We start from the raw sequence: 22,270 nt of genomic DNA on the forward strand, positions 1-22,270 counted from the left end.
CGGGTGGCCGCCACGCGGTCCGGCACGCGGTTCGGCACGCGGTTCGGCACGGTCGTGTCGGCGGCATCGTGGGCCGCCCCGGTGGAGAGCGCCCCGGCCATCAGGCGGCCCCCGCGCGGTGCGGCAGGGGAAGCGGCGCGGGCTCGTAGGTCGGCTGGCCGCCCGGCTTCACCATCGTCATGGTGATGCCCAGTACCGCACCGCCGGCCTCGCGCAGGCCGGTGACGGTCTCGATGGTGTCGGAGAGCTGCGAGCGGCCGTAGCGGGTGCAGCACAGCACGCCGTCGACGTGCCGGGCCAGCATGTAGGCGTCCATCAGCAGGCTGGTGGGTGGGCTGTCGAGGAGCACGAGGTCGTAGCGCCGGCTCCAGGCCAGGAGGCCGGCCATGCGGGGGTGCATCAGCAGTTCCGTCGAGTCCGGCGTCGGCAGCCCGGCCGGAATGACGTCGAAGCCGTCGCAGGAGACCACCGCCGCGGCCGGATCGGTCGTGCCGCGGAGCACCCCCACCAGACCGGGGCTGCGCCCGAGCCCGAGCGTCGCCTCGAAATTCGGCCGTCGCAGGTCGCACTCGATCACCAGCACGCGGCGGCCGCTCGCGGCGCTGAGGCCGGCGATCGCGAAGGTCGTGAAGGATTTGCCTTCCCGCGGCTTGGCCGAGGTTACCAGGACCGTGCGCGAGCCGTTGCCGCCTGCCAGGAACAGGTGGGCATGCAGGGTGCGCAGCACGTTCCGCATCGCCGGATGTCCCTGCGCCCGCTCCAGGGCCTCGGCCAGGGGCAATTCGCGTCGGCGGTCGGAGAGGCGGCCGACGAGGCCGCCCGGATCGAGGCAGGGCAGCTGCGCGAAGACGGGAGCGCCGGTGCCGGCCACGAGTTGCGCGGGGGTGCGGACCCGCCGGTCCGCGAAGTCCCGCAGCAGGGCGGCGGCGGCGGCCAGCACGGTCGCCAGCACGAAGCCGCCCGCCAGGAACGGCACGGGTTTCGGCGAGAACGCTTCCTGGGGGATCTCCGCGAGGCTGACCAGCCGGGTGCTGCCGGTCAGGATGCGCCGCTCGGTCTCCAGCTCGCTCGCCCGCTTCACGAGGTCGGCGTAGCGGGCGCGCTTGATCTCCGCGTTGCGGACCATGCCCTCGATCGAGGCCTCGTCGTCCATCGCGGCGGCGGCTTCGGACTTGGCGCTGTCCATCTGCGCGCGCAGCGCCTTGGCCAGGGTGTTCGAGGCCTCATAGGTCTTGCGCAGGCCGTCGGCGACGTTGGTCCGTTCGCGCTCGATCTGGTCGCGCAGGCTGTTGCGCTCGGTCTGGAGCGCCCGCACGGACGGATGGTTGGGGCCGAGCAGGGTGCTCTGGTTGGCGAGCTGAGCGCTGACCCCGCTCAACTGCTGCTTGAGGTCGCCGACCGCCCGGCTCGCGAGGACCGCGGGGGCGCTGTCGGAGCCGCGACGGCGGTCGGCCTCGATCTCCTTGAGGCGCGCGGCGGCATCCGCCTTGGACCCCTCGGCGGCGGCGAGCTGCTGGCTGATGCCGGTGAGGCGCTCGGCGCTGATCGGCCCGGTCGCGCCCTTCACGAGGCCCTTGCGGCGCCGGAAGGCCTGGATGCGCGCCTCGTCGTCGCGGATCGAGCTGTCGAGCTGCTTGATCTCGGTGAACAGCCAGTCGGTCGCGGCCTTGCGGCTCGAGGCCTGCGCATTGCGCTGGTCCTCCAGGAAGGCGTTGATCAGCGCATTGGCCATCGTCTGCGCCACCTCGGGCAGCGGCGACTTGTAGGCGACGGCGATGACGCGGGATCGGCCGGCGCTGCCGACGAGATAGCGCTTCTGCAGGTACTCGACGAGCGCATCCCGGTCGGTGCCGAGCTTGATGCAGACGGCGTCCTTCTTGTCGGTGATCCGGTCGGGCCGCCCCCGGGTGACGGCCTGGCGGCACTCGGCCATCACGGCCTCGGCGAGGCCGTTGTCGGCGGCCAGGCGCATCAGGCGGGGGGACCGGAGCACCAGGATCTGGCTCTCGAGATCGGCGGGGTCGCCGAGCTTCTGGATCCAGGCCATGGACGCATTGTTGGCGCCCGGCTCGGGCTCGGCCACGATTACGGACCCGCTGGCGACGTATTGCGCGGGCGTCCGGATCAGGAGGGTCACGGCCAGCCCGAAGACCGCGATGAACACCGTCGCGAACAGGATGCGGCGGCGCCAGATCTTGAGGAGAGGCGCCAGGAGATGGCTGCCGCGCTCGCGTTCGGGCGCGGCGCGGCGGCTCCCGGAGGCCGGGACCCGATCGGGCAGGTCGAGGGTGAGGAGGGACATGCGCGCCTTCCCTCAGGATACGGCTTCGAGGCGGGGCAACGGACGCGGCGGCTCGCAGGCCGCCCGGTGCAGTGCCATCTGCTCGTCGACGAAGCGCGAGAACCGGAGCCGGAACACCTCGGCGGAGAAGGGCTCGGCCTGGGCCCGGCAGGCCTCGCGGGTGAAGCCGCTCTCCTGCCGGATGAACTCGCGGATGCAGGCCGCGATGGCCTCGGGTTCCGGCGTCTCGAAGAACAGGCCGGTGCGGTGCGGCCCATGCGGCTGGACGGTCTCGCGCACGCCGCCGCGACCGAGCGCCAGCACGGGCGTGCCCTCCGACTGGGCCTCCACCACGATAATCCCGAAATCTTCCTCCGCCGCGAACACGAAGGCCCGGGCCGTGGCCATGAGGTGGCGCAGATCCGCGTCGGGCACGAAGCCCGTGAAGGAGACGTTCGGGGTGGCGATCGCGCGCAGCCGCTCGCCCTCGGGGCCGGTGCCCGCCACCACCAGGTTCAGGTCGGGAAGCTGCGCGAAGGCGCGCACGACGGCCTCGACGTTCTTGTAGGCGACAAGCCGGCTCGCCACCAGGAAGTGGTTCGCGCGCGCCACGTCCCCCCGCTGGCTCGACAGCGTGACAGGCGGGTGGATCACCTCGGCCGTGCGCCCGTACACCTTGTGGATGCGCCGTGCCACGAACGCCGAATTGGCCACGATCGCGTTCGGTCCGGCCGCCGTCCTGTAGTCCCACAGCCGCATCCAGTGCAGGATCAGGCGGGCGACCAGGCCCTTCACGCCCTGCGCGCAGCCGCTCTCCCGCAGGTAGGTGTGCTGCATGTCCCAGGCGTAGCGCATGGGCGAGTGGACGTAGGAGACGTGGAGCTGGTCGGGGCCGGTGAGCACGCCCTTGGCAACCGCGTAGCTGCTCGAGACGATGAGGTCGTATCCCGACAGGTCGAACTGCTCGATGGCGATCGGCATCAGGGGCAGGTAGTGCCGATGACGGCTGCGCGCGAAGGGCATGCCCTGGAGGAAGCTGGTCCGCGCATCCCTGTACCCGAGCTGCGCCTTGTCCCGCTCGGACAGAAAGTCAAACAGCGTATAGACATCCGCCTGTGGATAGATCTTCAGCAGTTGCCGAAGCACCTGCTCGGCGCCGCCGACAACATAGAGCCAGTCGTGAACGATCGCGACACGCATCCGCACCATCCTCGCCGGCCCGCCGGTCGTTCGAACAGACTCCCGGCCGGTTGCCGTCAGGCCAGCCATATCAATCCGCGATCCATCAATTCAGGTGTACTACGGTCGCCACCGGTAAAGAAGCGGTATCTGGCGCGCTCCAAGTTGCGACAAAGTCGTGTCCGGAGGGCTTTATTGAAGAAATTGCGGTCATCATTTACCGGTGGTTAAGGCTGTCGCTGCGAAGCCGCGCCTTTCACGGTGTCACCGCTCCGGTCAGTGGTGCGGATCGGGGCCGCCGGTCGAGCCGGCGTCGAAGCGCGGCGCCCATGGGGGCTTCGACGCATCGAAACAGCCATTCCCCGAGGGCGACCGACGCGCCGAAGGCGATGACGAAGACCAGGACGACGCGGAGCGCTCCGGGCGCGACCAGCACGGCCGCCGCCTTCGCGGCGCTGTGCAGCATCAGGTTGTGGACGAGGTAGAACGCATAGCTGGCATTGCCCTGGGACAGCAGCCAGCGCGAGCGCAGCACCACGCCGCCCCGCTCCAGCAGCACCACGGCGCCGACCGCCAGCAACGCGGCCGTGCCCCAGACCAGCGGCCGGGCGAAGCCCGTCATCTCCAGATCCGCACCACGCGCGGCGGCCAGCGCCTGGGCGCCGAGGACGAGGGCGGCCGCGGCAACGAGGGCCGTGCCGGCCAGCCGCCGGACGGGAAAGCCCGCGGGCGGCTGGCCGAGGCGCAGATAGGCGTAGCCGAGGCCCGCCCCCGCGGCGAATTCCAGCACGATGGGCTTCGTGTAATAGGCCCAGTACAGGCCCGGCACCGGCGCGAGGCTGAGAAGGGCGAGGCCGAGGAAGCCGGCGACCAGCCCGATCAGACGGGCCTTGAGCGAGGCGACGAGCAGGAGTCCGGCGAAGCCGGCATAGAAGAACATCTCGTAATTGAGCGTCCACCCCACCGAGTTCAGCGGCTCGACGTAGCCGTTCCGGGAGAACGGAAGGAACAGCAGGGACTGCACGACGTAGTCGGGCCGGAGCGCGACGATCCCGATCGGCTTCAGGCCGGCCAGGACGATCAGCACCAGCGCGAGGGTGACGAGCCAGTAGACCGGGACGACCCGGATGGCCCGGCGCAGCAGGAAGGACCCGGGCGTCTCGCCGCCCCCGGCCGTGCTCACGAACATGATGAAGCCCGACAGGACGAAGAACACGTCCACGCCGACGGCCCCGAAGGCGAGGGCGTCCGGTCGTGGCAGGATCGGGGCCGCGTACAGGCCGAAATGGGTCAGGAAGACCAGGTAGGCGGCCAGGGCACGCAGAATCTGCAGGTTGTAGATCATGTCTCGCCGCCGGACCGCGTGCGGTCGTCCACCCGGCAGGGGCGGCACGCAGCCAGCGCCTGTCATGTCGAATGAAGCCTCGCGGCGCCTCCGAAGTCACGAACTTTCGCGGGTTATCCTGAATCGTGCCGATCTTCCGCGGACAGGATCAGAGTTTATTCATCGCTGGGATGTCTCGATCTTGTCTTGCGCCCATCCTGCGCGAACGCACGGCAACGCTTGCCCGTGTCTGGAGATGGCGGAAATGCGGAGCCTGTTCAATGTCGCGGATTCGAGCGAGGGGATGTTTGCCGCGCTAGTCCACCTGTCGACGCGTCAGGAGCCAAGAATAGCGAGTTTACCAATTAATCTTTAGTCGTTTGACAATCTCGATTGCTGATCAATACATGGACCTCCTTCGGGAATGGAGCGGTGCCTTGGTTACCTCAAACGATATTCGGACGATTCTCGGTTCGAACGAGGCGCTCGCCCCCGTTGCGCAGCAGATCGCCGAGGACGACAGTCTGTTCGACCGCGGTCTCGATTCGTTCGGCTCTGTGCAGCTGATGCTCGCCCTCGAGGAGCGTTTCGGCATCGAGTTTCCGGACGAGTTCCTGACCCGCCGGTCCTTCTCCACGATCCGGGCGATCCGCGAGACCGTGTCCGCGGTGTTGCAGTCGGTCGCGGCGTGAACGCCCTGGCCCAGCGTGCCCAGCGCGCGGCGGCCGTGGCGGCCCAACACGCCGACGCGGTCGACCGCGACGGCCGCTTTCCGGCCGAGGCGGTCGCGGCGCTGAAGGCGGAACGGCTGCTGGGCCTTCAGATCCCAAGCCAGTTCGAGGGCGAGGGCGCCGGTCTGCGCCAGGTGGCGGTGGTCTGCAGCACCCTCGGCCAGGCCTGCAGCAACGCCGCGATGGTGTTCGCCATGCATCACATCAAGGTCGCGAGCCTCGTGGCCCACGGGCTCGACAGCGCCTGGCACTGCCAGCTCATGGAGCGGATCGCGCGCGAGCAGCTGCTCGTGGCCTCCTCGACCACCGAGGCCGGCATCGGCGGCGACCTGCGCACCAGCTTCTGCGCCGTGGAGGCGGAGGACGGCGTGTTCTCCCTCGGCAAGGATGCGTCCGTCATCTCCTATGGCCGGCAGGCCGATCTCATCCTGGCCACCGCCCGGCGCCATCCGGACGCGGCGGGCTCCGATCAGGTGCTGGTGGCCCTCCTCGCCGACCAGATCTTCCTGGAGCGCACGAGCGTGTGGGACACTCTCGGGATGCGCGGCACCTGCAGCGACGGCTTTCGCCTGGAGGCCCGGGGCCTCCCGGTCGCGCAGATCCTGCCAAAGCCCTTCGCCGAAATCGCCGCCCAGTCGATGCTGGCCGCCTCGCATCTCCTGTGGAGCAGCGTCTGGTTCGGCATCGCGAATGCGGCCGTCGATCGCGCCCGCGCCTTCGTGCAGGGAGAGGCCCGGCGCCAGCCCGGACAGGTCCCGCCCACGGCCCTGCGTCTCGCCGAGGTCTCAAATACGCTCCAGGCCCTGCGGAGCGCCATCGTCGCCGCCCTGGTCCGTTACGAGGACGTACAGGGCGATGCCGACGCGATCGGCTCCATCGGTTTCGCGGTCATGCTCAACAACTTGAAGACCACCGCGTCCGAGATGGCCGTCGACATCGTGCAGCGTGCCCTCGCGATCGTCGGCCTCGCTGGATACAAGAACGGCACGCCTTTCAGTCTCGGCCGGCCCCTGCGCGACGTCCTGTCGGCACCGCTGATGATCGGGAACGACCGCATCCTCGCCAACACCGCCAAGCTCCTGCTCGTGCAGAAGGGTGGCGGACAGCTCATGAGCGCGTGATGGAATCGACCTTCTCACTTCCCGCCGACACCATCGCCGACGATGCGGGGACCGACGCACCGAGCTTTCTCGACCGCCTGTTCGACCAGGGCCTCCTGGTCCGCACCGGCGTCGACGGCCTCTACGGCCGCAGCGGCGACTTCGAGAGCGTGGTGGATGCCCTGGAGCGCCTGATCACCCGCCTCGGCGCGGCGGATGGGGCCGAGGTGATGCGCTTTCCCCCCGCCATGAGCCGGCCCGCCTTCGAGCGCAGCGGCTACCTGAAGGGCTTCCCGAACCTTGCCGGCACGGTGCACAGCTTCTGCGGCAACGAGGCGGAGCACGCCGAGCTTCTGGCCTGCGTCGAGGCCCGGAACGACTGGACCGGCCAGCAGCGGGCGACCGACATCGTCCTCACCCCGGCGGCCTGCTACCCGCTCTATCCCGCCGCGGCCGCGCGAGGCCCCCTGCCCGCCGGGGGCGGCCTGTTCGACCTGCAATCCTACTGTTTCCGGCGCGAGCCGAGCCTCGAGCCGACCCGGATGCAGCTGTTCCGGATGCGCGAATACGTCTGCATGGGCAGCCCCGAGCAGGTGCTGGCCTTCCGCGAATCCTGGCTCGCCCGCGGCACCGAGATGATCCGCAGCCTCGCCCTGCCGCTGGCGATCGATGTCGCCAACGATCCGTTCTTCGGCCGCGCCGGGCGCATGCTCGCCAACAACCAGCGCCAGCAGAACCTGAAGTTCGAGCTGAACGTGCCGGTCAACAGCGTCGAGAAGCCGACCGCCTGCCTCAGCTTCAACTACCACCAGGATCATTTCGGCACGACTTGGGACCTGCGCCAGGCCGATGGCAGCGTGGCCCACACCGCCTGCGTCGGCTTCGGCCTGGAGCGGATCACCCTCGCCCTCCTGCGCCATCACGGCCTGGACCTCGCCGCCTGGCCGGATTCCGTGCGCGCCACCCTGTGGGGCTGATCCGGTGACTGCCGCTCTCGCCCGGACGTCGCCCGTGCCCGGCGCCGACCAGCCCCATGCGCCGCACCCGCTCCACGGGGCCGACCGCAACTGGCCGGAGACGAATTGCTACGTCGACCTCTGGATCGAACTCCTGCACGGGCGCGGCCTCGTGCCGGAGGCGATGCTGGGCTTCACCCTGCGGCAGGATTTCGAGGGCGACCAGTTCACCTTCTTCAAGCCGCCCGCCGCCGACCTTGAACGGCTCTACGGGCTGGAGGTGCTGGAACTCGCGGTCTACGACGGCCTCGAGACGCATGCCCGGGCGCTGGCCGCCCGCGGACGGCCGGTGCTGGTGGAGGTCGATGCGATCCACCTGCCGGACACCCACGGCACCACCTACGGCCGGGACCACGGCAAGACCACGATCGGCATCCTGGCCCTCGATCCCGAGGCCCGGGAACTCGACTATCTCCACAATGCCGGCCGGTTCCGGCTCTCGGGCGACGATTACCGGGGCATCTTCGGTCCCGCGGTGCTGCCGCCCTACGCCGAATTTGTGAAGGCGATCGCCAAGCCCCTGGGCCCGGCCGATCTCCCGGGCGCTGCCCTCGACCTCCTCAAGCGCCATCGCGCCCGGGCCCCGGAGCGGAACCCGGTCGTGGCCTTCCGTGACACCCTCGCGGCGACGGCGCCTGCCCTGGTGACCCGCCCGCTCGCCGTCTTCCACGCCTACGCCTTCAACACCACGCGCCAGCTCGGGGCGAATTTCGAGCTGCTGGCGAGCCATCTCGCCTGGCTCGACGGAACTGGGCTCGACGGAACTGGGCTCGATGGCACCCGGCTCGATGGAATGGGGCGCGGTCTCTTCGGTCCCGCATCCGAGGCCGCCCATCGGCTTGGCGCCGAAGCGAAAGCCTTCCAGTTCCAGCTCGCCCGGGCTTTCCACCGGCGTAGCGCCGACGGGCTGACCCCGCGCCTCGACCGGCTCGCCGCCACCTACGCGGACGTGTTCGACGCCCTCGACCGCGCCCTCGACCGCGTTCCCGGCTGAGCGAGGCGGATCGTGGCTCGTCTTCGTTCGATCGGGGGTGTGGCGCCGCGGGCGGTGGCCGGCCCCTGGCGCCTCGCCCTGACGCCGCCCGGCGCCTGCGCCGGACCGGGCGACCTGGTGGAACGGGCGACCGACTGGATTCCGGCTCCCGTCCCCGGCACCGTTGCGGCCGCCCTCCGCGACGCCGGGCGCTGGTCGGAGGCTGCGCCGACGCCGATCCACGATCGCGACGCGTGGTATCGGACCAGCCTGCGCGAGACCGGTCCGGTGCGCCTGCGCTTCGAGGGTCTGGCGACCCTGGCCGAAATCTGGCTCGACGGCGTTCCGGTGCTGGTCACCCGCTCGATGTTCGAAGCCTACGTCATCGACGCCGATCTCCCTCTCGGAACCGATCTCGCCTCGGGAACGGATCTCGCGCTCTGCTTCCGGTCCCTGACGGCGCAGCTCGAACGGCCATCGAAGCGCGGCCGCTGGCGTCCCCGGATGGTCACTCCCGGCGCCCTGCGCCACGTGCGGACGAGCCTCCTGGGCTTCATGCCGGGCTGGTGCCCGGCGATCGATTGCGTCGGCCCCTATCGGCCCGTGACGGTGGAGCCGGCCCCGTCGCGGCTGGCAGAGGCCGATCTGAGGGCCTCCCTCGACGGCGCCACCGGGTCTCTCGCCGCACGGCTGCGCATCCCCGGCGGGGCCGCCTCCGTCACGCTCCGGTGCGACGGGCGGGAGGTCGGCCTGACCGAGGCCGAACCCGGCCTGTTCGTCGGCACGCTGGAGCTTCCCGGCGTCGCGCCCTGGTGGCCGCACACCCACGGGACGCCCCATCTCCACCCGGTGACGGTGGACATCGACGGCGCTCCCGTCGATCTCGGCCGGACCGGCTTTCGCACCCTGTCGCTGACCCGGCCCTTCGAGGCGGGGCTCTCGCTCGCGGTCAACGGCGTGCCGATCTTCTGCCGGGGCGCCAACTGGATGCCGACGGATCTCGTCGGCCTCGGATCGGAGGAGGACGCCGCCCTCGTCGCCCTGGCCCGCGAGGCCGGCATGAACATGCTGCGCGTGTCCGGCACCACGCTGTACCCGTCGTCCGCGTTCTTCGATCACTGCGATGCCGCCGGCCTCCTGGTCTGGCAGGACCTGATGCTGGCGAACTTCGACTATCCCCACGACGATCCGGACTTCGCCGCGAGCCTCGCCCGCGAGGTGGCGGGATTTCTCGACCGCACGCAGCTCGCGCCGTCCCTCGCGGTGCTCTGCGGCGGCAGCGAGGTCTGGCAGCAGGCCGCCATGCTGGGCGCCCCGTGCAGCGTCTGGGCCGATGCCTTCTGTGCCGAGACCCTGCCGGCGCAGGTCGCCACGATGCGCCCCGACCTCTTGGTGGTGCCGAACTCGCCCTCGGGCGGCGACCTGCCGTTCTCGGTGAGCGCCGGCTGCACCCATTATTACGGCGTCGGCGCCTATCGCCGCCCCCTGGAGGATGCCCGCCGGGCCGAGCTGGGCTTCGCCACCGAGTGCCTCGCCTTCGCCAATCTTCCGGATCCCGAGACCCCGGGCGGGATGGACCCGTCCGACCCGGCCTGGGACGCGGGCATTCCCCGCGACCGGGGGGCCGACTGGGATTTCGAGCAGGTGCGCGACCATTATGTCGCCCTCCTCTACGGCGTCGATCCCGCGACCCTGCGCGCCACCGATCCGCAGCGCTACCTCGAACTCGGCCGGGCCGCCGTCGCGGAGGTGATGGAGGCCACCTTCGCCGAGTGGCGCCGGGCGCGCTCCCCCACCGCCGGCGGCCTCGTCTGGTTCCTGCGCGATCTCGGGCCGGGCACCGGCTGGGGCGTGATCGACCGGACCCAGGCCCCGAAATCCGGCTGGTACGCCCTGAAGCGCGCCTTTCGCCCGGTTCAGGTCACCCTGTCGGACGAAGGGCTGAACGGGCTCCATCTCCACGTCCACAACGAGACCGCCGAGGCGCTGACCCTCGGCCTGCGCCTGACCTTCGCGGATCGGACCGGCCGGGTCGCGGCGAAGGCCGAGCGCGCTGTCGCGATCGGCCCGCGGGCCTCGCTGACCCTGTCCTCCTCCGAGATGCTCGGCCGCTTCTTCGATGCCACCGACGCCTATCGCTTCGGGCCGCGCATCCACGATGTCGCCCAGGCCTGCCTGACCGACGCGAGCGGCACCGGCCTGGCCGAGAGCTTCCACTTCCCCGGCCCGCGACCGATCGCCCGCACCGCGATCGGCCTGCGCGTGGAGCCCGTCGCCGGGGCTCGCACGCCGACCCTGCGGATCACGACGGATCACCTCGCCCTCGGTGTGCGGGTGAAAAGTCCCGGGGCGCGGCCATGCGACAACGGTTTCCACCTCGCGCCCGGGACGGAGCGGTTCGTCACGTTTCCCGGCGCCCACCACCTCCCGCAGGGGGAGGTGTCGGCCCTCAACAGTCAGGACATCGCGAGGTTCGGTCATGGTGTCTGATGTTCGCCCCGGAATCACGGGCGGTGCCGCCCCCTCGGCCGCCCCCTCGTCCACTTCCTCCTCCGCTCTCTCGGCCGCCACCCCGGTGACCTTCGGCGGCCTGTTCGGCTGGCTCCACCCGGCCGCGGGCCGGCGCGGCGTCGTGCTGTGCGGCGCGCACGGCTTCGAGCAACTGGCCGCCCACCGGCCCTGGCGGGCGCTGGCGGAAGGGCTCGCCGCGGCGGGCTGTCCGACCCTGCGCTTCGATTATCCGGGCGAGGGCGATTCCGGTGATGCCAGCGATGCCGGCGAGGTCCGGGTCGAGACGTGCGTCGCGGCGATCGGCCAAGCGGTCCGCTTCCTGCGCGAGGCGACCGGCGTCACGGAGGTCGTCCTGGTCGGCCTGCGGCTCGGGGCCAACCTCGCCGTCCTGGCGACCCAGGCGGAGCCGGTGGACCGGCTCGTCCTGCTGGCGCCGGCCGCCACGGGGCGGGCCTACCTGCGCGAGATGCGGCTGCGCGCCCGGACGGTCGGGGGCGTGGCGGAGGGGCCGGGTCCGGTCCAGACCCAGACCCAGACCCAAGCTCAGGCCTCCAACAGCCTCAGCGTCGGCGGCTTTCGCCTGGGGCCGGCCTTCCTGGCCGACCTCCAGAACCTCGACGCCAGCGCCATCGTGCGTCCGCCGGCACCGCAGGTCCTGCTCCTGGCCTCCGAGACCAAGGCCCTGGCGGCCCGGCTGACCGCTCTCGGCAGCGAAGTCGAGGCGGGGCCATTCCCCGGTCTGGCCGCGCTCATCGGGGACCCGATCTTCGCCGAAATCCCGGATGCGGCCTTCGCCCGCGTCACGGCCTTCGCTGCGGCGGGGATGACGCGCACCGAGCCGGCCGTTCCCCTGCGCCTCGCCCCGGCGCGCCTCGACGGCCCCGGCTGGACCGAGGCACCGGTGCGGTTCCACCCGGACCTGTTCGGCATTCGGTGCTCGCCCCGACGGAGGGAGCCCGATGCGCCGACGGTGCTGTTCGTGTCCACCGGCATGACCGTGCATTCGGGCTGGGGCCGGCAGACCACGGATCTCGCCCGCTCGCTCGCGGCCGACGGTGTCCCGTCGCTCCGCTTCGACCTCGCGGGGATCGGCGACAGCGGCGACCGGCCGGACGCGCGCAAGCCGCCGTTCGCCCCGGACGGGTTCGAGGACATCCGCCGCGCCCTCGACGCAGTCGCCGAGACCGGCAGCCGCGTCGTGCTCGTCGGCAATTGCAGCGGCGCCTACGCGGCGTTCCAGGCCCTGTGCCGGGACGCGCGGGTCGATGGCGCCCTCCTGATCAACCTCTACTGCTTCGACTGGGACCCGGGCCAGGACGTCGACGCCGTGATCCGTCAGGTCTTCGGCAGCACCTCGACCTATGCGGCGCTGCTGACCCGGGGCGCGACCTGGCGGCGGCTCCTGAGTGGCCAGATCCGGGTCGGCGCGATCGGCGCGACGCTGGCCCGGCGCGGGCTCGCAACCGCCCTGCGCCGCCTTCGGCGTTTGGTGAAGCCCGTCTCCCCCGGCGGCTCAGCCGCCCGGCGGGTGGCCCGGCTGCGGCGCCGCGGCGCCACGATCCGCCTGATCTACAGCGCGGGCGATCCCGGGCTCGCCGCCCTGCGCCGCCATCTCGGCCGCTCCCCCGGACGGGCGGACCGCCGCCTTGGCGCGCCGGTCACGATCGTTCCGGACATCGACCATAACTTCAGCTCGGCGGAGGCGCAGGCGCTGCTCGGACGGCATCTGCGCGAGGTCCTGCGGGCGGTCCAGGACGCGCCGCGACCGGACTCCGTGCCCGCCCCGCGCCCCCTCGACCCGCGCGCCGTCGCCCGCGTCGTCCTGGGTCGGGCATGAGCGGCCTCACCCGCCGCGCGGCCCTCGTCCTGACGGCCGGGGCGCTCGCGGGCCGGGCGGAGGCCGAGACCGTGCCGACGCATCGCTGCGCGGATCTCGTCGACGCCATCGGGATCAACGTGCATTTCGGCCATGGCGGCACGCCCTATGTGGAGCGCTTCGCGGCCTGTGCGGCGGCCCTCGACGACCTCGGCGTGCGTCACCTGCGCGACGACATCGTGCTCGTCGGGTCGGAGCCGGCCGGGCAGTTCGCCCGCATCGCCACCCTCGCCCGCCGGGGCTATCGCTTCAGTCTCGTGTTCTACGACGGCCTCACCCCCGGCCCGCGGGTGCCACCGGAGCGGTTCGCCGAGATCGCCGGCTGGGCGGCGGACGGACTCGTCATCGCGGAGGGCGGCAACGAGCCGCCGGTCGCCGCCGGGCCGGGCCTCGCCCGCCTCTCCGCCGCGCATCAGGCGGCCCTGTTCCGCGCCGTGCGCGAGGACCGGCGCTTCCCCGCCGTGAAGGTCGCCGGGCCGAGCTACATCCAGGCCAACATCGCGGCCGCCGAGAACCTGTCCGGATCGGTCGACTTCGCCAACGTCCACGCCTATCCGGGGCTCGAGCATCCCGAGACCCGGGGCGCGGGCAGCCTCGCGGGTTTCCTCGCGGCCGTGCGGCCGGTCTTCGGCACCGCGCCCGTGATCGTCACCGAGAACGGCTACCACACGGCCCTGGCCACCCGCAGCGCCCACCTGCCGGTCTCGGAGGGCATCCGCGCCCGCTACCTGCCGCGTCTTCTTCTCTGGAGCTACCTGCAGGGCGTGCGGCGAACCTACCTGTACGAGCTGATCGCCTCCTTCGACCGGGGCGACACCGACCCGGAGAGCCGGTTCGGGCTCCTGAACCCCGATGGCACGCCGGGCGCCTCGTTCGTCGCCGTGCGCAGCCTGATCCGTCTGTTCGGCGGCCACGCCGCGGAAGCCGGCCCTGCCGCGGGAGGCGGCCCCGACCCGATCGGCGTCACCTTGCCCGAAACGGTGCCGGACCTCGTGACGGCCCGCTTCCACCGGGCGGACGGCGCCGTGCTGGTGCCGTTCTGGCTCGGGCTCGACGGCTGGGACCGGCAGGCCCGCGAGCCCCGTCCCGACATCCCGGCGCGGTCCGTGACTCTGCGCCTGTCGCGGCCGCCGCACGCGGCGCGGCTGCACCGCTTCGGCGACGACGGGTCCGTGAGCGTCAGCGTCCTGCCGCCGGCTCGACAGATCGCGCTGGCGGCTTCCGACCGGCTCGGCGTGCTGGAACTCCGGTAGCCTCGGCGCGAACCGCACCCTGCGGCGGATCGACGGGTTGCGGCCGCCCGGCGTGCGGGATCGTTCATCATTTCCGCCGGGATGTGCTGGGCTAGTCTGTGGAAGCGTGCCGCGGCAATTGACTTTCCCGTCCCCTTGACCTCTTCGATGGGCTGGTGCGCCAACTCCATCAATTGATGGTTCGGTGCTCTCTTGATCGATGGTCCGGTCCTCCCGGCCACCATCACTCTCCCCCCCCCTCACACGGCATGTTCGCCGGGTCCGATGACGCGCGGAACCGGGCTTGCGGGCTTGGGGGACCCGGCTTGCGAGACCCGGACTGGGGGGCAGCTTTGGAAGGCAGCGGAATGATGATGGGCTCCGAGCGATCCTCCGGTGAAACGCGGGTGGCGCCCCCGGGCGGACGCGGGCGCCTCGCCGTGGCGGCGATGATCCTGTCGGCCGCGGGAACCTGTCCGGGGGATGCGCGGGCCGACGATCTCGGGAGCCTGTTCGCGCCCGGCACCGTCTACACCATCGGCGCGCTCGCCGGGACGGGGCCGCGCTTCCAGGGCTCGGACCGGACGTCGCTCTGGGGCTTGCCCTACCTGTCGTTCCGCCGGGCCGGGGAAGCGCCCGAATGGTGGTCGCCGGACGATGGCCTCGACGCCACCCTGGTCGAGGCGGGCGCCGTACGGATGGGGCCGGTGATCGACCTGCGGGAGGGGCGTTCGGCGCGGGATGTCCACTTCACCCCGGGCCTGCCGACGGTGCCCCTCACGGTGGGGCTCGGCGTCTTCGGAGAGCTGTGGTTCGCGGACGAGACCCTGCGCCTGCGCGCCGAGGTGACCCAGGGCGTCCGTGCCCGTGACGGTATCCAGATCAAGCTCGCGGGCGACGCGATCGGCCGGTTCGGGCGCTTCACCCTGAGCGCAGGCCCGCGCCTTGTGCTGGCCGACGCCGCGTCCCAGCGCATTGATTTCGGCGTTTCGGGGCGCGCACCAGGTCTCGCATCCTACGATCCGAAGGGCGGCCTCCGCTCGGCCGGCATCGGGGGGGCCGTCGCGTATGACTGGTCGGAGGCTTGGCAGACCCTGGTCTATGCCCGTTACGACCGGCTGGTGTTCGACGCCGCCCGCAGTCCGATCGTCCAGCGCTTCGGGTCGGTCGATCACGTCTCGGTCGGAGTCGGCGCGACCTATTCCTTCCGGGTAACGCCCTGAATCATGCGTGCCGCGCCAACGGATTTCGAGCACGATTTCGAGAGTCGTGATGCAAGGATGCATCAACGCATGTTAATCGACCGGGAAGCGGTTTTTGCCGGGATTATTCCTGAACTTGTCTGGCAGATACCCTCCCGTCTGGGAGGCGTCACGTGAAACGCGCATGATTCGCCGGTGCGACCGGTCCGATCGACGGAGCCGGACTCCATCATGTCTCCGATCCCGGCTTCGAGGATACGCGCCCCCCGGCAGCCATCCCGCTCGCGCACCGGCGACGGTCCTGCGGATGCCCGGATCGGTGGTGGGCGCCTCGGACCATGTCACGCAAATGGAGTGCGGACCGGCTATGGCGTCGCCCGGTGCGGCCGGGTCTCCGATTCCCGGTCCCATCTCGGACCTGGGGCTGGCCGGATTGCGGCTCCGCGCCGATCCGGGACGACGATCCGGGACGGTGACGCGCCCCCGACCTTCGCCTGACGCCTTCGTCCGGGGTGTCGTTCGCCTGATCCGCGATCGCTCCGGATGCCGCTCCACGACCAACCCGAAACGAAATTGCGCCTGATGACCAGGACACCCCGTGCGATCGCCAGGATCGTCATTCCCCTCGGGCTGCTGACCGGCGCCGTCGTGGCCGCCGGAGTCTGTCCCGGCCCGACCCTGGGCTTCATCACCTGGGCCGGGGCCTCGATCCGGGCGCCCTTCGCCGCGCCGGATGCCCCGGCTGCGGATGTCGTCCGCACGCGGGCCGCGCCGGTGGCCCGCGTCTTCCGTCCCAGCCCGGCGCAGCGCGCTGCCCTCGGCATCGTGCCCGTGACGGTGCGGAGCTTCCGGCCCGAGGGTATGGCGGAGGGCCGCATCGCCCTCAACGACGACGAGAACGTGCCCGTCACCTCGCCCTATGCCGGACGGGTGACGAAGGTTCTGGTGCGGGCGGGCGACGAGGTGAAAGCGGGCGACGTCCTCCTCACCCTCGAGGCGACCGACATGCTCCAGGCCCAGAGCGACTACCAGGCCGCACTCAACACGATCGCCAAGGCGACTGCCCTGCTGAAGCTGGACCAGACCATCGCGGCCCGGCAGCAGGAGCTGTTCCAGGCCAGGGCGGTGGCCCTGAAGGACTATCAGGCGGCCCAGAACGACGTGATCGGGGCCCAGAGCGACCTGCGGACCGCCGAGGCCAGCCTGGATGCGGTGAAGAACCGCCTGCGCCTGCTCGGCAAGACCGATGCGGAGATCGCCGCCTACGAAAAGAAAGGCACCCTGAGTTCCGAGACCCAGATCCGGGCGCCGATCGCCGGCACCATCGTCCAGCGCAAGGTCGGGCTCGGGCAGTACCTGTCGAGTTCCAGCGACCCGGTCTTCGTCATCGGCGACCTCTCGACGGTGTGGCTGGTGGCCAACGTGCGCGAGAGCGAGATCCCCCGGGTCCGGATCGGCCAGGAGGTCGCGGCGACGGTGGCGGGCTTCGGAGACCGGGTCTTCAAGGCGCGGGTCGACTACCTGGCGGCCAGCCTCGATCCGGCGACCCGCCGCCTCGCCGTGCGCAGCCAGGTCGAGAATCCGGACCAGGTCCTGAAGCCCGAGATGTTCGCCAGCTTCACCCTCTTCACCGGGCCGGAGCAGTCGGCACCGGCCGTGCCGGCGGGCGCCATCGTCTACGAGGGCGCGCGCGCGCATGTCTGGGTCGCCCGGCCCGACGGCGCCATCGAGGCCCGCGACGTCACCCTCGGCCTCACCGCCGGCGGCATGGCGCAGGTGACGGACGGGATCTCCGCCGGCGAGGCGATCGTCACCCGAGGCGCCGTGTTCATGGATCGGGCGACGAGCGGCGACAAGGCCTCCTGAGGGGCCGCACGCCCCTCCCACATGAACAGCCAGCCATGAACAGCCAGCCATGAACAATCCGCCATGAACAGCCTCATCGTCTTCGCCCTGCGCCAGCGCGTGCTGGTGTTCCTGCTGTTCGTGGCGATGCTGGCGCTCGGCTATGCCAGCTACACCCAGCTCAACATCGAGGCCTATCCCGATCCGGTGCCGCCGCTGGTCGACGTCATCACGCAGAATCCCGGGCAATCCGCCGACGAGATCGAGCGCTACATCACCATCCCGCTGGAGGTGCAGCTCGCCGGCATTCCCAACGCCACCGTGGTGCGCACCATCTCGCTGTTCGGCCTCTCCGACGTGAAGGTGCAGTTCACCTACGCCTTCACCTACCAGGAGGCCCTGCAGCGGGTGCTCAACCGGCTGGCGCAGCTGCCGCCCCTGCCCAACGGCGCTCAGCCGCAGATCTCGCCGACGAGCCCCGTGGGCGAGATCATGCGCTACAAGGTGACGGGTCCGAAGGGATACTCCTCCACCGACCTGAAGACCCTGCAGGACTGGGTGCTGCAGCGCCGGTTCAAGGCGATCCCCGGCGTGGTCGACGTGACGGCCTTCGGCGGCCGGACCAAGGAATACGAGATCGCGGTCGACCTCAACCGGCTCCAGGCCCAGGGCCTGACCCTGGTCCAGCTCGTCACGGCGCTGAACAATTCAAGCATCAATGTCGGCGGCCAGACCCTCAACGTGGGCGAGCAATCGGCCGTGGTCCGGGGCATCGGCCTCATCCGCGACATGGACGACATCCGCGACACGATGCTGACGCAGGTCAACGGCGTGCCGGTGCTGGTCCGCGACGTCGCCGAGGTCCGGGTCTCGCACGCGCCGCGCCTCGGCATCGTCGGTCATGACGGCGACAACGACATTGTCGAAGGTATCGTCCTGATGAGCCGGGACGGGCAGAGCCTGCCGACGCTGCGTCTGGTCAATGCCGAGATCGACAAGATCAACGCCAGCGGCATCCTGCCTCCCGACGTGCGGGTCGAGCGCATCTACGACCGCAGCGGCCTGATCCACACCACCACCCATACGGTGATGCACAACCTCGTCTCCGGCGTGGTGCTGGTCTTCGTCGTGCAGTGGCTGTTCCTGGGGAGCCTGCGCAGCGCGGTCATCGTGGCGGCGACCATCCCGTTCGCCCTCGGCTTCGCCATCCTGATCCTGGTCCTGCGCGGGGACTCGGCCAACCTCCTCTCCCTCGGCGCCATCGATTTCGGCCTCATCGTCGATGCCACCGTGATCATGGTCGAGAACGTGTTCCGGCATCTGGCCGAACCCGAGCATTCCGAGGATCAGCCTCCGCCGGGTGGCCTGACCGGGCGGCTCGGCACCATCGCGATCGCGGGGGCGGAGGTGAACCGGGCGATCTTCTTCTCGGCCACCATCATCATCGTCGGCTTCCTGCCGCTCTTCACCCTGACGGGCGTCGAGGGCCACATCTTCGGGCCGATGGCCAAGACCTACGCCTACGCCCTGATCGGCGGACTCCTGGCCACCTTCACGGTGTCGCCCGCGCTCTCGGCGCTGATCCTGCCGAAGCGCGTGGAGGAGCGCGACACACTGATCGTGCGCCTGCTACGCTTCGGCCACGTGCGGATCCTGCGCCTGGGCCTGCGCAACAAGGTGCTGTCGCTCCTCCTGCTGGCCGCCCTGCTCGGCGCCTCCGGCATCGCCGCCCGGACCCTCGGCCTCGAGTTCCTGCCGAAACTCGAGGAGGGCAATCTCTACATCCGCGGCACCATGCCGGCCTCGATCTCCCTCGAGGCGGGCAACGCCTCCGTCGAGCGCCTGCGCAAGATCATCGCCGAGGTGCCCGAGGTGGTGACGGTGCTGTCGCACCAGGGCCGCCCGGATGACGGCACCGACGCCACCGGCTTCTTCAACGTCGAAATCCTGGCGCCCCTGAAACCGTTCGACACCTGGCGCAAGGGCCTCGACAAGGAAGGGCTGGTCCGCGACCTCGCGGCCAAGCTGGACGAGGCCTTTCCCGGCATCGAGTTCAATTTTTCCCAGTACATCGAGGACAACGTCCAGGAGGCCGCTTCGGGCGTGAAGGGCGAGAACTCGGTCAAGATCTACGGCAACGACCTCAACGACCTGACGAAGACGGCGGAGGCGATCAAGGCCAGCCTGGCGAAGGTCCCCGGCATCACCGACCTCGCGGTGTTCGCCTCCCTGGGGCAGCCCACGGTGCGGATCGACATCGACCGGCGCAAGGCCGCGCGCTACGGCCTCTCGCCGGGAGACGTCAACACCACCGTGCAGGCGGCGATCGGCGGGCAGACGGCGGGCGACCTCTACGAATACGGCTCGGACCGTCACTTCCCGATGCGTATTCGCCTCGCCCCGCAATACCGGCGCAGCCTGGAGACCATCCGCAACATCACCGTCGGGGCGGCGAACCCGGCGGGCGGCGTGATCCAGGTGCCGCTGTCCGAGATCGCCACGGTCGAGCTCGTCTCGGGCGCCGCCTTCATCTACCGCGAGAACCAGGAGCGCTACATTCCGGTGAAGTTCTCCGTGCGCGGCCGCGATCTCGGCGGCGCGGTGCTGGAGGCCCAGGCCCGGATCGCCCAGGACGTGACCCTGCCGGCCGGGTTCCACCTCGAATGGGTCGGACAGTTCACCAACCTGCAGGACGCCGTGCAGCGCCTGACCCTCGTGGTTCCGGTGACGATCGGGCTGATCGCCCTGCTGCTCTACGTCAACTTCAGCTCCGTCACCGACATGGCGCTGACGCTCAGCGTGATCCCGATGGCAATGATCGGCGGCATCTTCGCGCTGGTCCTCACGCTGACGCCGTTCTCGATCTCGGCGGCGATCGGCTTCATCGCGCTCTTCGGCATCTCGACCATGGAGGGCGTCATCCTGCTGTCCTATTACAACCAGCTCCTCGAAGACGGCTGGGGGCGGGCCGAGGCGGTGTGGCAGGCCGCCAACGTGCGCATGCGGCCGGTCATGATGACCTGCGTGGCCGCCTGCGTCGGCCTGCTGCCGGCGGCGGTCTCCACCGGCATCGGTTCGCAGGTGCAGAAGCCTCTGGCCCTGGTGGTGGTCGGCGGCATCCTGCTCGCCCCGATCCTCATCCTGGTGGTGGTGCCGATCCTGATCGCGCTGTTCTCGCGCCGGGTCCCGGCCGCGACCCTGTCGCCGACGGCCGCCCGCGCGGCCGCCCGGGTCGAGCCCGCATGAGGACGCGATCACGCTTCTCCGGGCCGGCGAAGGCCCGCGTTGACTTCGGTGCCGGCCCGGCACCTCTACCGCCTCGGACGGCGACAGGAATCTCCGACACCATGGCGGCATCCCCCGAGATCAAGCTCCGGCCAGGCCGGGCGCCGAGCCTGCGCCCGATGGTCCGCACCGGCCTCGCCGCCCTGGCCCTGAGTGCGGTCGGCGGCTGCATGGTCGGGCCGGACTACGTGCCGCCCGCCGATCCGCCCGCCATCCGCTACACCCGCGAGCCGCTCGGCAACCCCACCGCCGCCGACGCCGTCCGCACCGTCCACGGCGGCTCGGCCGACCAGACCTTCGTGTCGGGTGCCGACGTGCCCGGGCAGTGGTGGACCCTGTTCCGTTCGCCCGCCCTCGACCGCCTCGTGGCCGAAGCCCTGGCCAACAACCCGAACCTCGACGCCGCGCAGGCGTCGCTCCGGATCGCCCAGGAGAACGTGGAGGCGCAGCGCGGCACGTTGTTTCCGGTGGTCGGTGCCAACGGCCTCGGCTCGCGCCAGAAGGCGCCCGGCGGCGCCCTGCAGGGGCCGCTCAACGACACGCGGCAGCTCTTCTACAGTCTCTACACGCCGCAGGTGACGGTCTCGTTCACCCCCGACGTGTTCGGCGGCAACCAGCGCCAGATCGAGTCGCTGGAGGCCCAGGCCGAGAACCAGCGCTTCCAGCTCGAGGCGACCTACCTCACCCTGACCACGAACGTGGTGCTGGCGGCGATCCAGGAGGCGTCGCTGCGGGCGCAGATCGACGCCACCCGCAAGGTGATCCAAGCCCAGACCGAAGTCCTCACCCTCTACAACAAGCAGCTCTCCCTCGGGCAGATCGCCGGGGCCGACGTGGTGGTGCAGCAGGCCGCCCTCTCGGTCTCGATGCAGCTGCTGCCGCCGCTGGAGAAGCAGCTCGCCCAGCAGCGCAACCTGCTCACCGCGCTGGTCGGGCGCCTGCCGAGCGAGGAGATCGCCGCCACCTTCACCCTGGCCTCCCTGCGCCTGCCGACCCGCCTGCCCGTCAGTCTGCCCTCGCGCCTCGTTCAGCAGCGTCCGGACGTGAAGGCGGCGGAGGCCAACGTCCAGCAGGCCAGCGCCGCAATCGGCGTCGCGGTGGCCAACCGCCTGCCGCAATTCAACATCACCGCCAATGGCGGGGCCAGCGCGGTGCGGATCGCCCAGCTCGCGGCCTCGACGGCCTCGTTCTACGGCATCGTCGGCACCGTGGCCCAGCCGATCTTCGATGCCGGAACCCTGTTCCGGCGCCAGCGCGCGGCGGAGGAAACGCTGGCTCAGGCCCAGGCCCAGTACCGCGCCGTGGTGATCGGCGCCTTCCAGAACGTCGCCGACACCCTGCGCGCGCTCCAGTCCGATGCCCAGGCGGTGGCGGCCGCCTCGGCCGCCGAGCGGGCGACGGGCCAGAGCCTGGGGCTGATCCGCAAGCAATACGCCGCCGGCGCCCTCAACAGCACGCAGGTGCTGATCGCGCAGCAATCCTACCTCTCGGCCCTGGTGACGTCGGCCGGGGCCCGGGCCAACCAGTATGCCGACACCGCCGCCCTGTTCCAGGCCCTCGGCGGCGGCTGGTGGAACCGGTCCGACGTGAAGCCGGCCCCGCCGAACCCTGACCCCGCCAAGTTCCTCTGAGACCGCGGAGGGGCGTCCGGTCCCAGCCCGTCGCGGACCCGGAATTCTCCGGCCCTTCGCCCTGCGGCAGGTCCGCCCGCCCGG

At 70.9% G+C, this 22,270-nt stretch carries 14 protein-coding genes; 11 read left to right on the forward strand and 3 right to left on the reverse strand.

The genetic code is table 11. The features are described from left to right. Nucleotides 1-100: 100 nt before the first annotated feature. The 3 genes from ASF60_RS17370 to ASF60_RS17380 form a co-directional block, all read right to left on the reverse strand. A complete protein-coding gene (locus ASF60_RS17370; RefSeq protein ID WP_056187737.1) occupies nucleotides 101-2,302 on the reverse strand; it encodes a GumC family protein in 2,202 nt (733 codons plus the stop codon). Nucleotides 2,303-2,314: 12 nt separating this feature from the next. Further along, nucleotides 2,315-3,481, reverse strand: a complete 1,167-nt coding sequence (locus ASF60_RS17375; protein ID WP_056188066.1) for a glycosyltransferase — start codon at nucleotides 3,479-3,481, stop codon at nucleotides 2,315-2,317. Nucleotides 3,482-3,716: 235 nt separating this feature from the next. Then, complete coding sequence (locus ASF60_RS17380; RefSeq protein ID WP_056187740.1) at nucleotides 3,717-4,805, reverse strand: acyltransferase family protein; 1,089 nt, start codon at nucleotides 4,803-4,805, stop codon at nucleotides 3,717-3,719. Between the two features lie 416 nt (nucleotides 4,806-5,221). Here ASF60_RS17380 and ASF60_RS17385 point away from each other — a divergent pair, with 416 nt between their 5' ends. The 11 genes from ASF60_RS17385 to ASF60_RS17435 all read left to right on the forward strand — a co-directional run bounded on the left by ASF60_RS17385 (nucleotide 5,222) and on the right by ASF60_RS17435 (nucleotide 22,186). Beyond that, nucleotides 5,222-5,476 (forward strand): acyl carrier protein, encoded by a 255-nt coding sequence (locus tag ASF60_RS17385; RefSeq protein ID WP_156634221.1) that lies wholly within the window; start codon nucleotides 5,222-5,224, stop codon nucleotides 5,474-5,476. Next, the gene (locus ASF60_RS17390; protein WP_056187743.1) at nucleotides 5,473-6,636 is read left to right on the forward strand and encodes an acyl-CoA dehydrogenase family protein; all 1,164 of its coding nucleotides are present in this window, start codon (nucleotides 5,473-5,475) and stop codon (nucleotides 6,634-6,636) included. Before ASF60_RS17385 ends, ASF60_RS17390 begins: the two co-directional genes overlap by 4 nt. Next, entirely contained in the window at nucleotides 6,636-7,592 is a 957-nt protein-coding gene (locus tag ASF60_RS17395) for an amino acid--[acyl-carrier-protein] ligase (RefSeq protein ID WP_082508034.1), read from the forward strand. The genes ASF60_RS17390 and ASF60_RS17395 overlap by 1 nt, the downstream gene beginning before the upstream one ends. A 4-nt stretch (nucleotides 7,593-7,596) precedes the next feature. Further along, entirely contained in the window at nucleotides 7,597-8,625 is a 1,029-nt protein-coding gene (locus tag ASF60_RS17400) for a DUF1839 family protein (protein ID WP_056187746.1), read from the forward strand. Nucleotides 8,626-8,637: 12 nt separating this feature from the next. Then, nucleotides 8,638-11,094: a glycoside hydrolase family 2 protein gene (locus ASF60_RS17405; protein WP_056187748.1), complete on the forward strand. Its 2,457-nt coding sequence runs from the start codon at nucleotides 8,638-8,640 to the stop codon at nucleotides 11,092-11,094. Further along, a complete protein-coding gene (locus ASF60_RS17410; protein WP_082508035.1) occupies nucleotides 11,084-12,952 on the forward strand; it encodes an alpha/beta fold hydrolase in 1,869 nt (622 codons plus the stop codon). The genes ASF60_RS17405 and ASF60_RS17410 overlap by 11 nt, the downstream gene beginning before the upstream one ends. Then, nucleotides 12,949-14,244, forward strand: coding sequence for a hypothetical protein (locus tag ASF60_RS17415; protein WP_056187751.1), 1,296 nt, complete (start codon nucleotides 12,949-12,951; stop codon nucleotides 14,242-14,244). The genes ASF60_RS17410 and ASF60_RS17415 overlap by 4 nt, the downstream gene beginning before the upstream one ends. 347 nt (nucleotides 14,245-14,591) lie before the next feature. Further along, nucleotides 14,592-15,446: a MipA/OmpV family protein gene (locus ASF60_RS17420; protein ID WP_056187754.1), complete on the forward strand. Its 855-nt coding sequence runs from the start codon at nucleotides 14,592-14,594 to the stop codon at nucleotides 15,444-15,446. Nucleotides 15,447-16,007: 561 nt separating this feature from the next. Further along, entirely contained in the window at nucleotides 16,008-17,291 is a 1,284-nt protein-coding gene (locus ASF60_RS17425; RefSeq protein ID WP_244478475.1) for an efflux RND transporter periplasmic adaptor subunit, read from the forward strand. A 63-nt stretch (nucleotides 17,292-17,354) separates the two neighbouring features. After that, nucleotides 17,355-20,516 (forward strand): efflux RND transporter permease subunit, encoded by a 3,162-nt coding sequence (locus tag ASF60_RS17430; protein WP_056187758.1) that lies wholly within the window; start codon nucleotides 17,355-17,357, stop codon nucleotides 20,514-20,516. A gap of 101 nt (nucleotides 20,517-20,617) precedes the next feature. After that, complete coding sequence (locus tag ASF60_RS17435) at nucleotides 20,618-22,186, forward strand: efflux transporter outer membrane subunit (protein WP_244478476.1); 1,569 nt, start codon at nucleotides 20,618-20,620, stop codon at nucleotides 22,184-22,186. Nucleotides 22,187-22,270 lie beyond the last annotated feature (84 nt).

It is taken from the genome of Methylobacterium sp. Leaf113 (assembly GCF_001423325.1).
GTDB lineage: Bacteria > Pseudomonadota > Alphaproteobacteria > Rhizobiales > Beijerinckiaceae > Methylobacterium.

Coding starts and splice junctions, on each gene's coding strand:
- ASF60_RS17410 (WP_082508035.1), top strand. CDS start 11,084: ATGGTGTCTGATGTTCGCCCCGGAATCACGGGCGGTGCCGCCCCCTCG.
- ASF60_RS17420 (WP_056187754.1), top strand. CDS start 14,592: ATGATGATGGGCTCCGAGCGATCCTCCGGTGAAACGCGGGTGGCGCCC.
- ASF60_RS17380 (WP_056187740.1), bottom strand. CDS start 4,805: ATGATCTACAACCTGCAGATTCTGCGTGCCCTGGCCGCCTACCTGGTC.
- ASF60_RS17435 (WP_244478476.1), top strand. CDS start 20,618: ATGGCGGCATCCCCCGAGATCAAGCTCCGGCCAGGCCGGGCGCCGAGC.
- ASF60_RS17415 (WP_056187751.1), top strand. CDS start 12,949: ATGAGCGGCCTCACCCGCCGCGCGGCCCTCGTCCTGACGGCCGGGGCG.
- ASF60_RS17370 (WP_056187737.1), bottom strand. CDS start 2,302: ATGTCCCTCCTCACCCTCGACCTGCCCGATCGGGTCCCGGCCTCCGGG.
- ASF60_RS17425 (WP_244478475.1), top strand. CDS start 16,008: ATGACCAGGACACCCCGTGCGATCGCCAGGATCGTCATTCCCCTCGGG.
- ASF60_RS17430 (WP_056187758.1), top strand. CDS start 17,355: ATGAACAGCCTCATCGTCTTCGCCCTGCGCCAGCGCGTGCTGGTGTTC.
- ASF60_RS17395 (WP_082508034.1), top strand. CDS start 6,636: ATGGAATCGACCTTCTCACTTCCCGCCGACACCATCGCCGACGATGCG.
- ASF60_RS17375 (WP_056188066.1), bottom strand. CDS start 3,481: ATGCGTGTCGCGATCGTTCACGACTGGCTCTATGTTGTCGGCGGCGCC.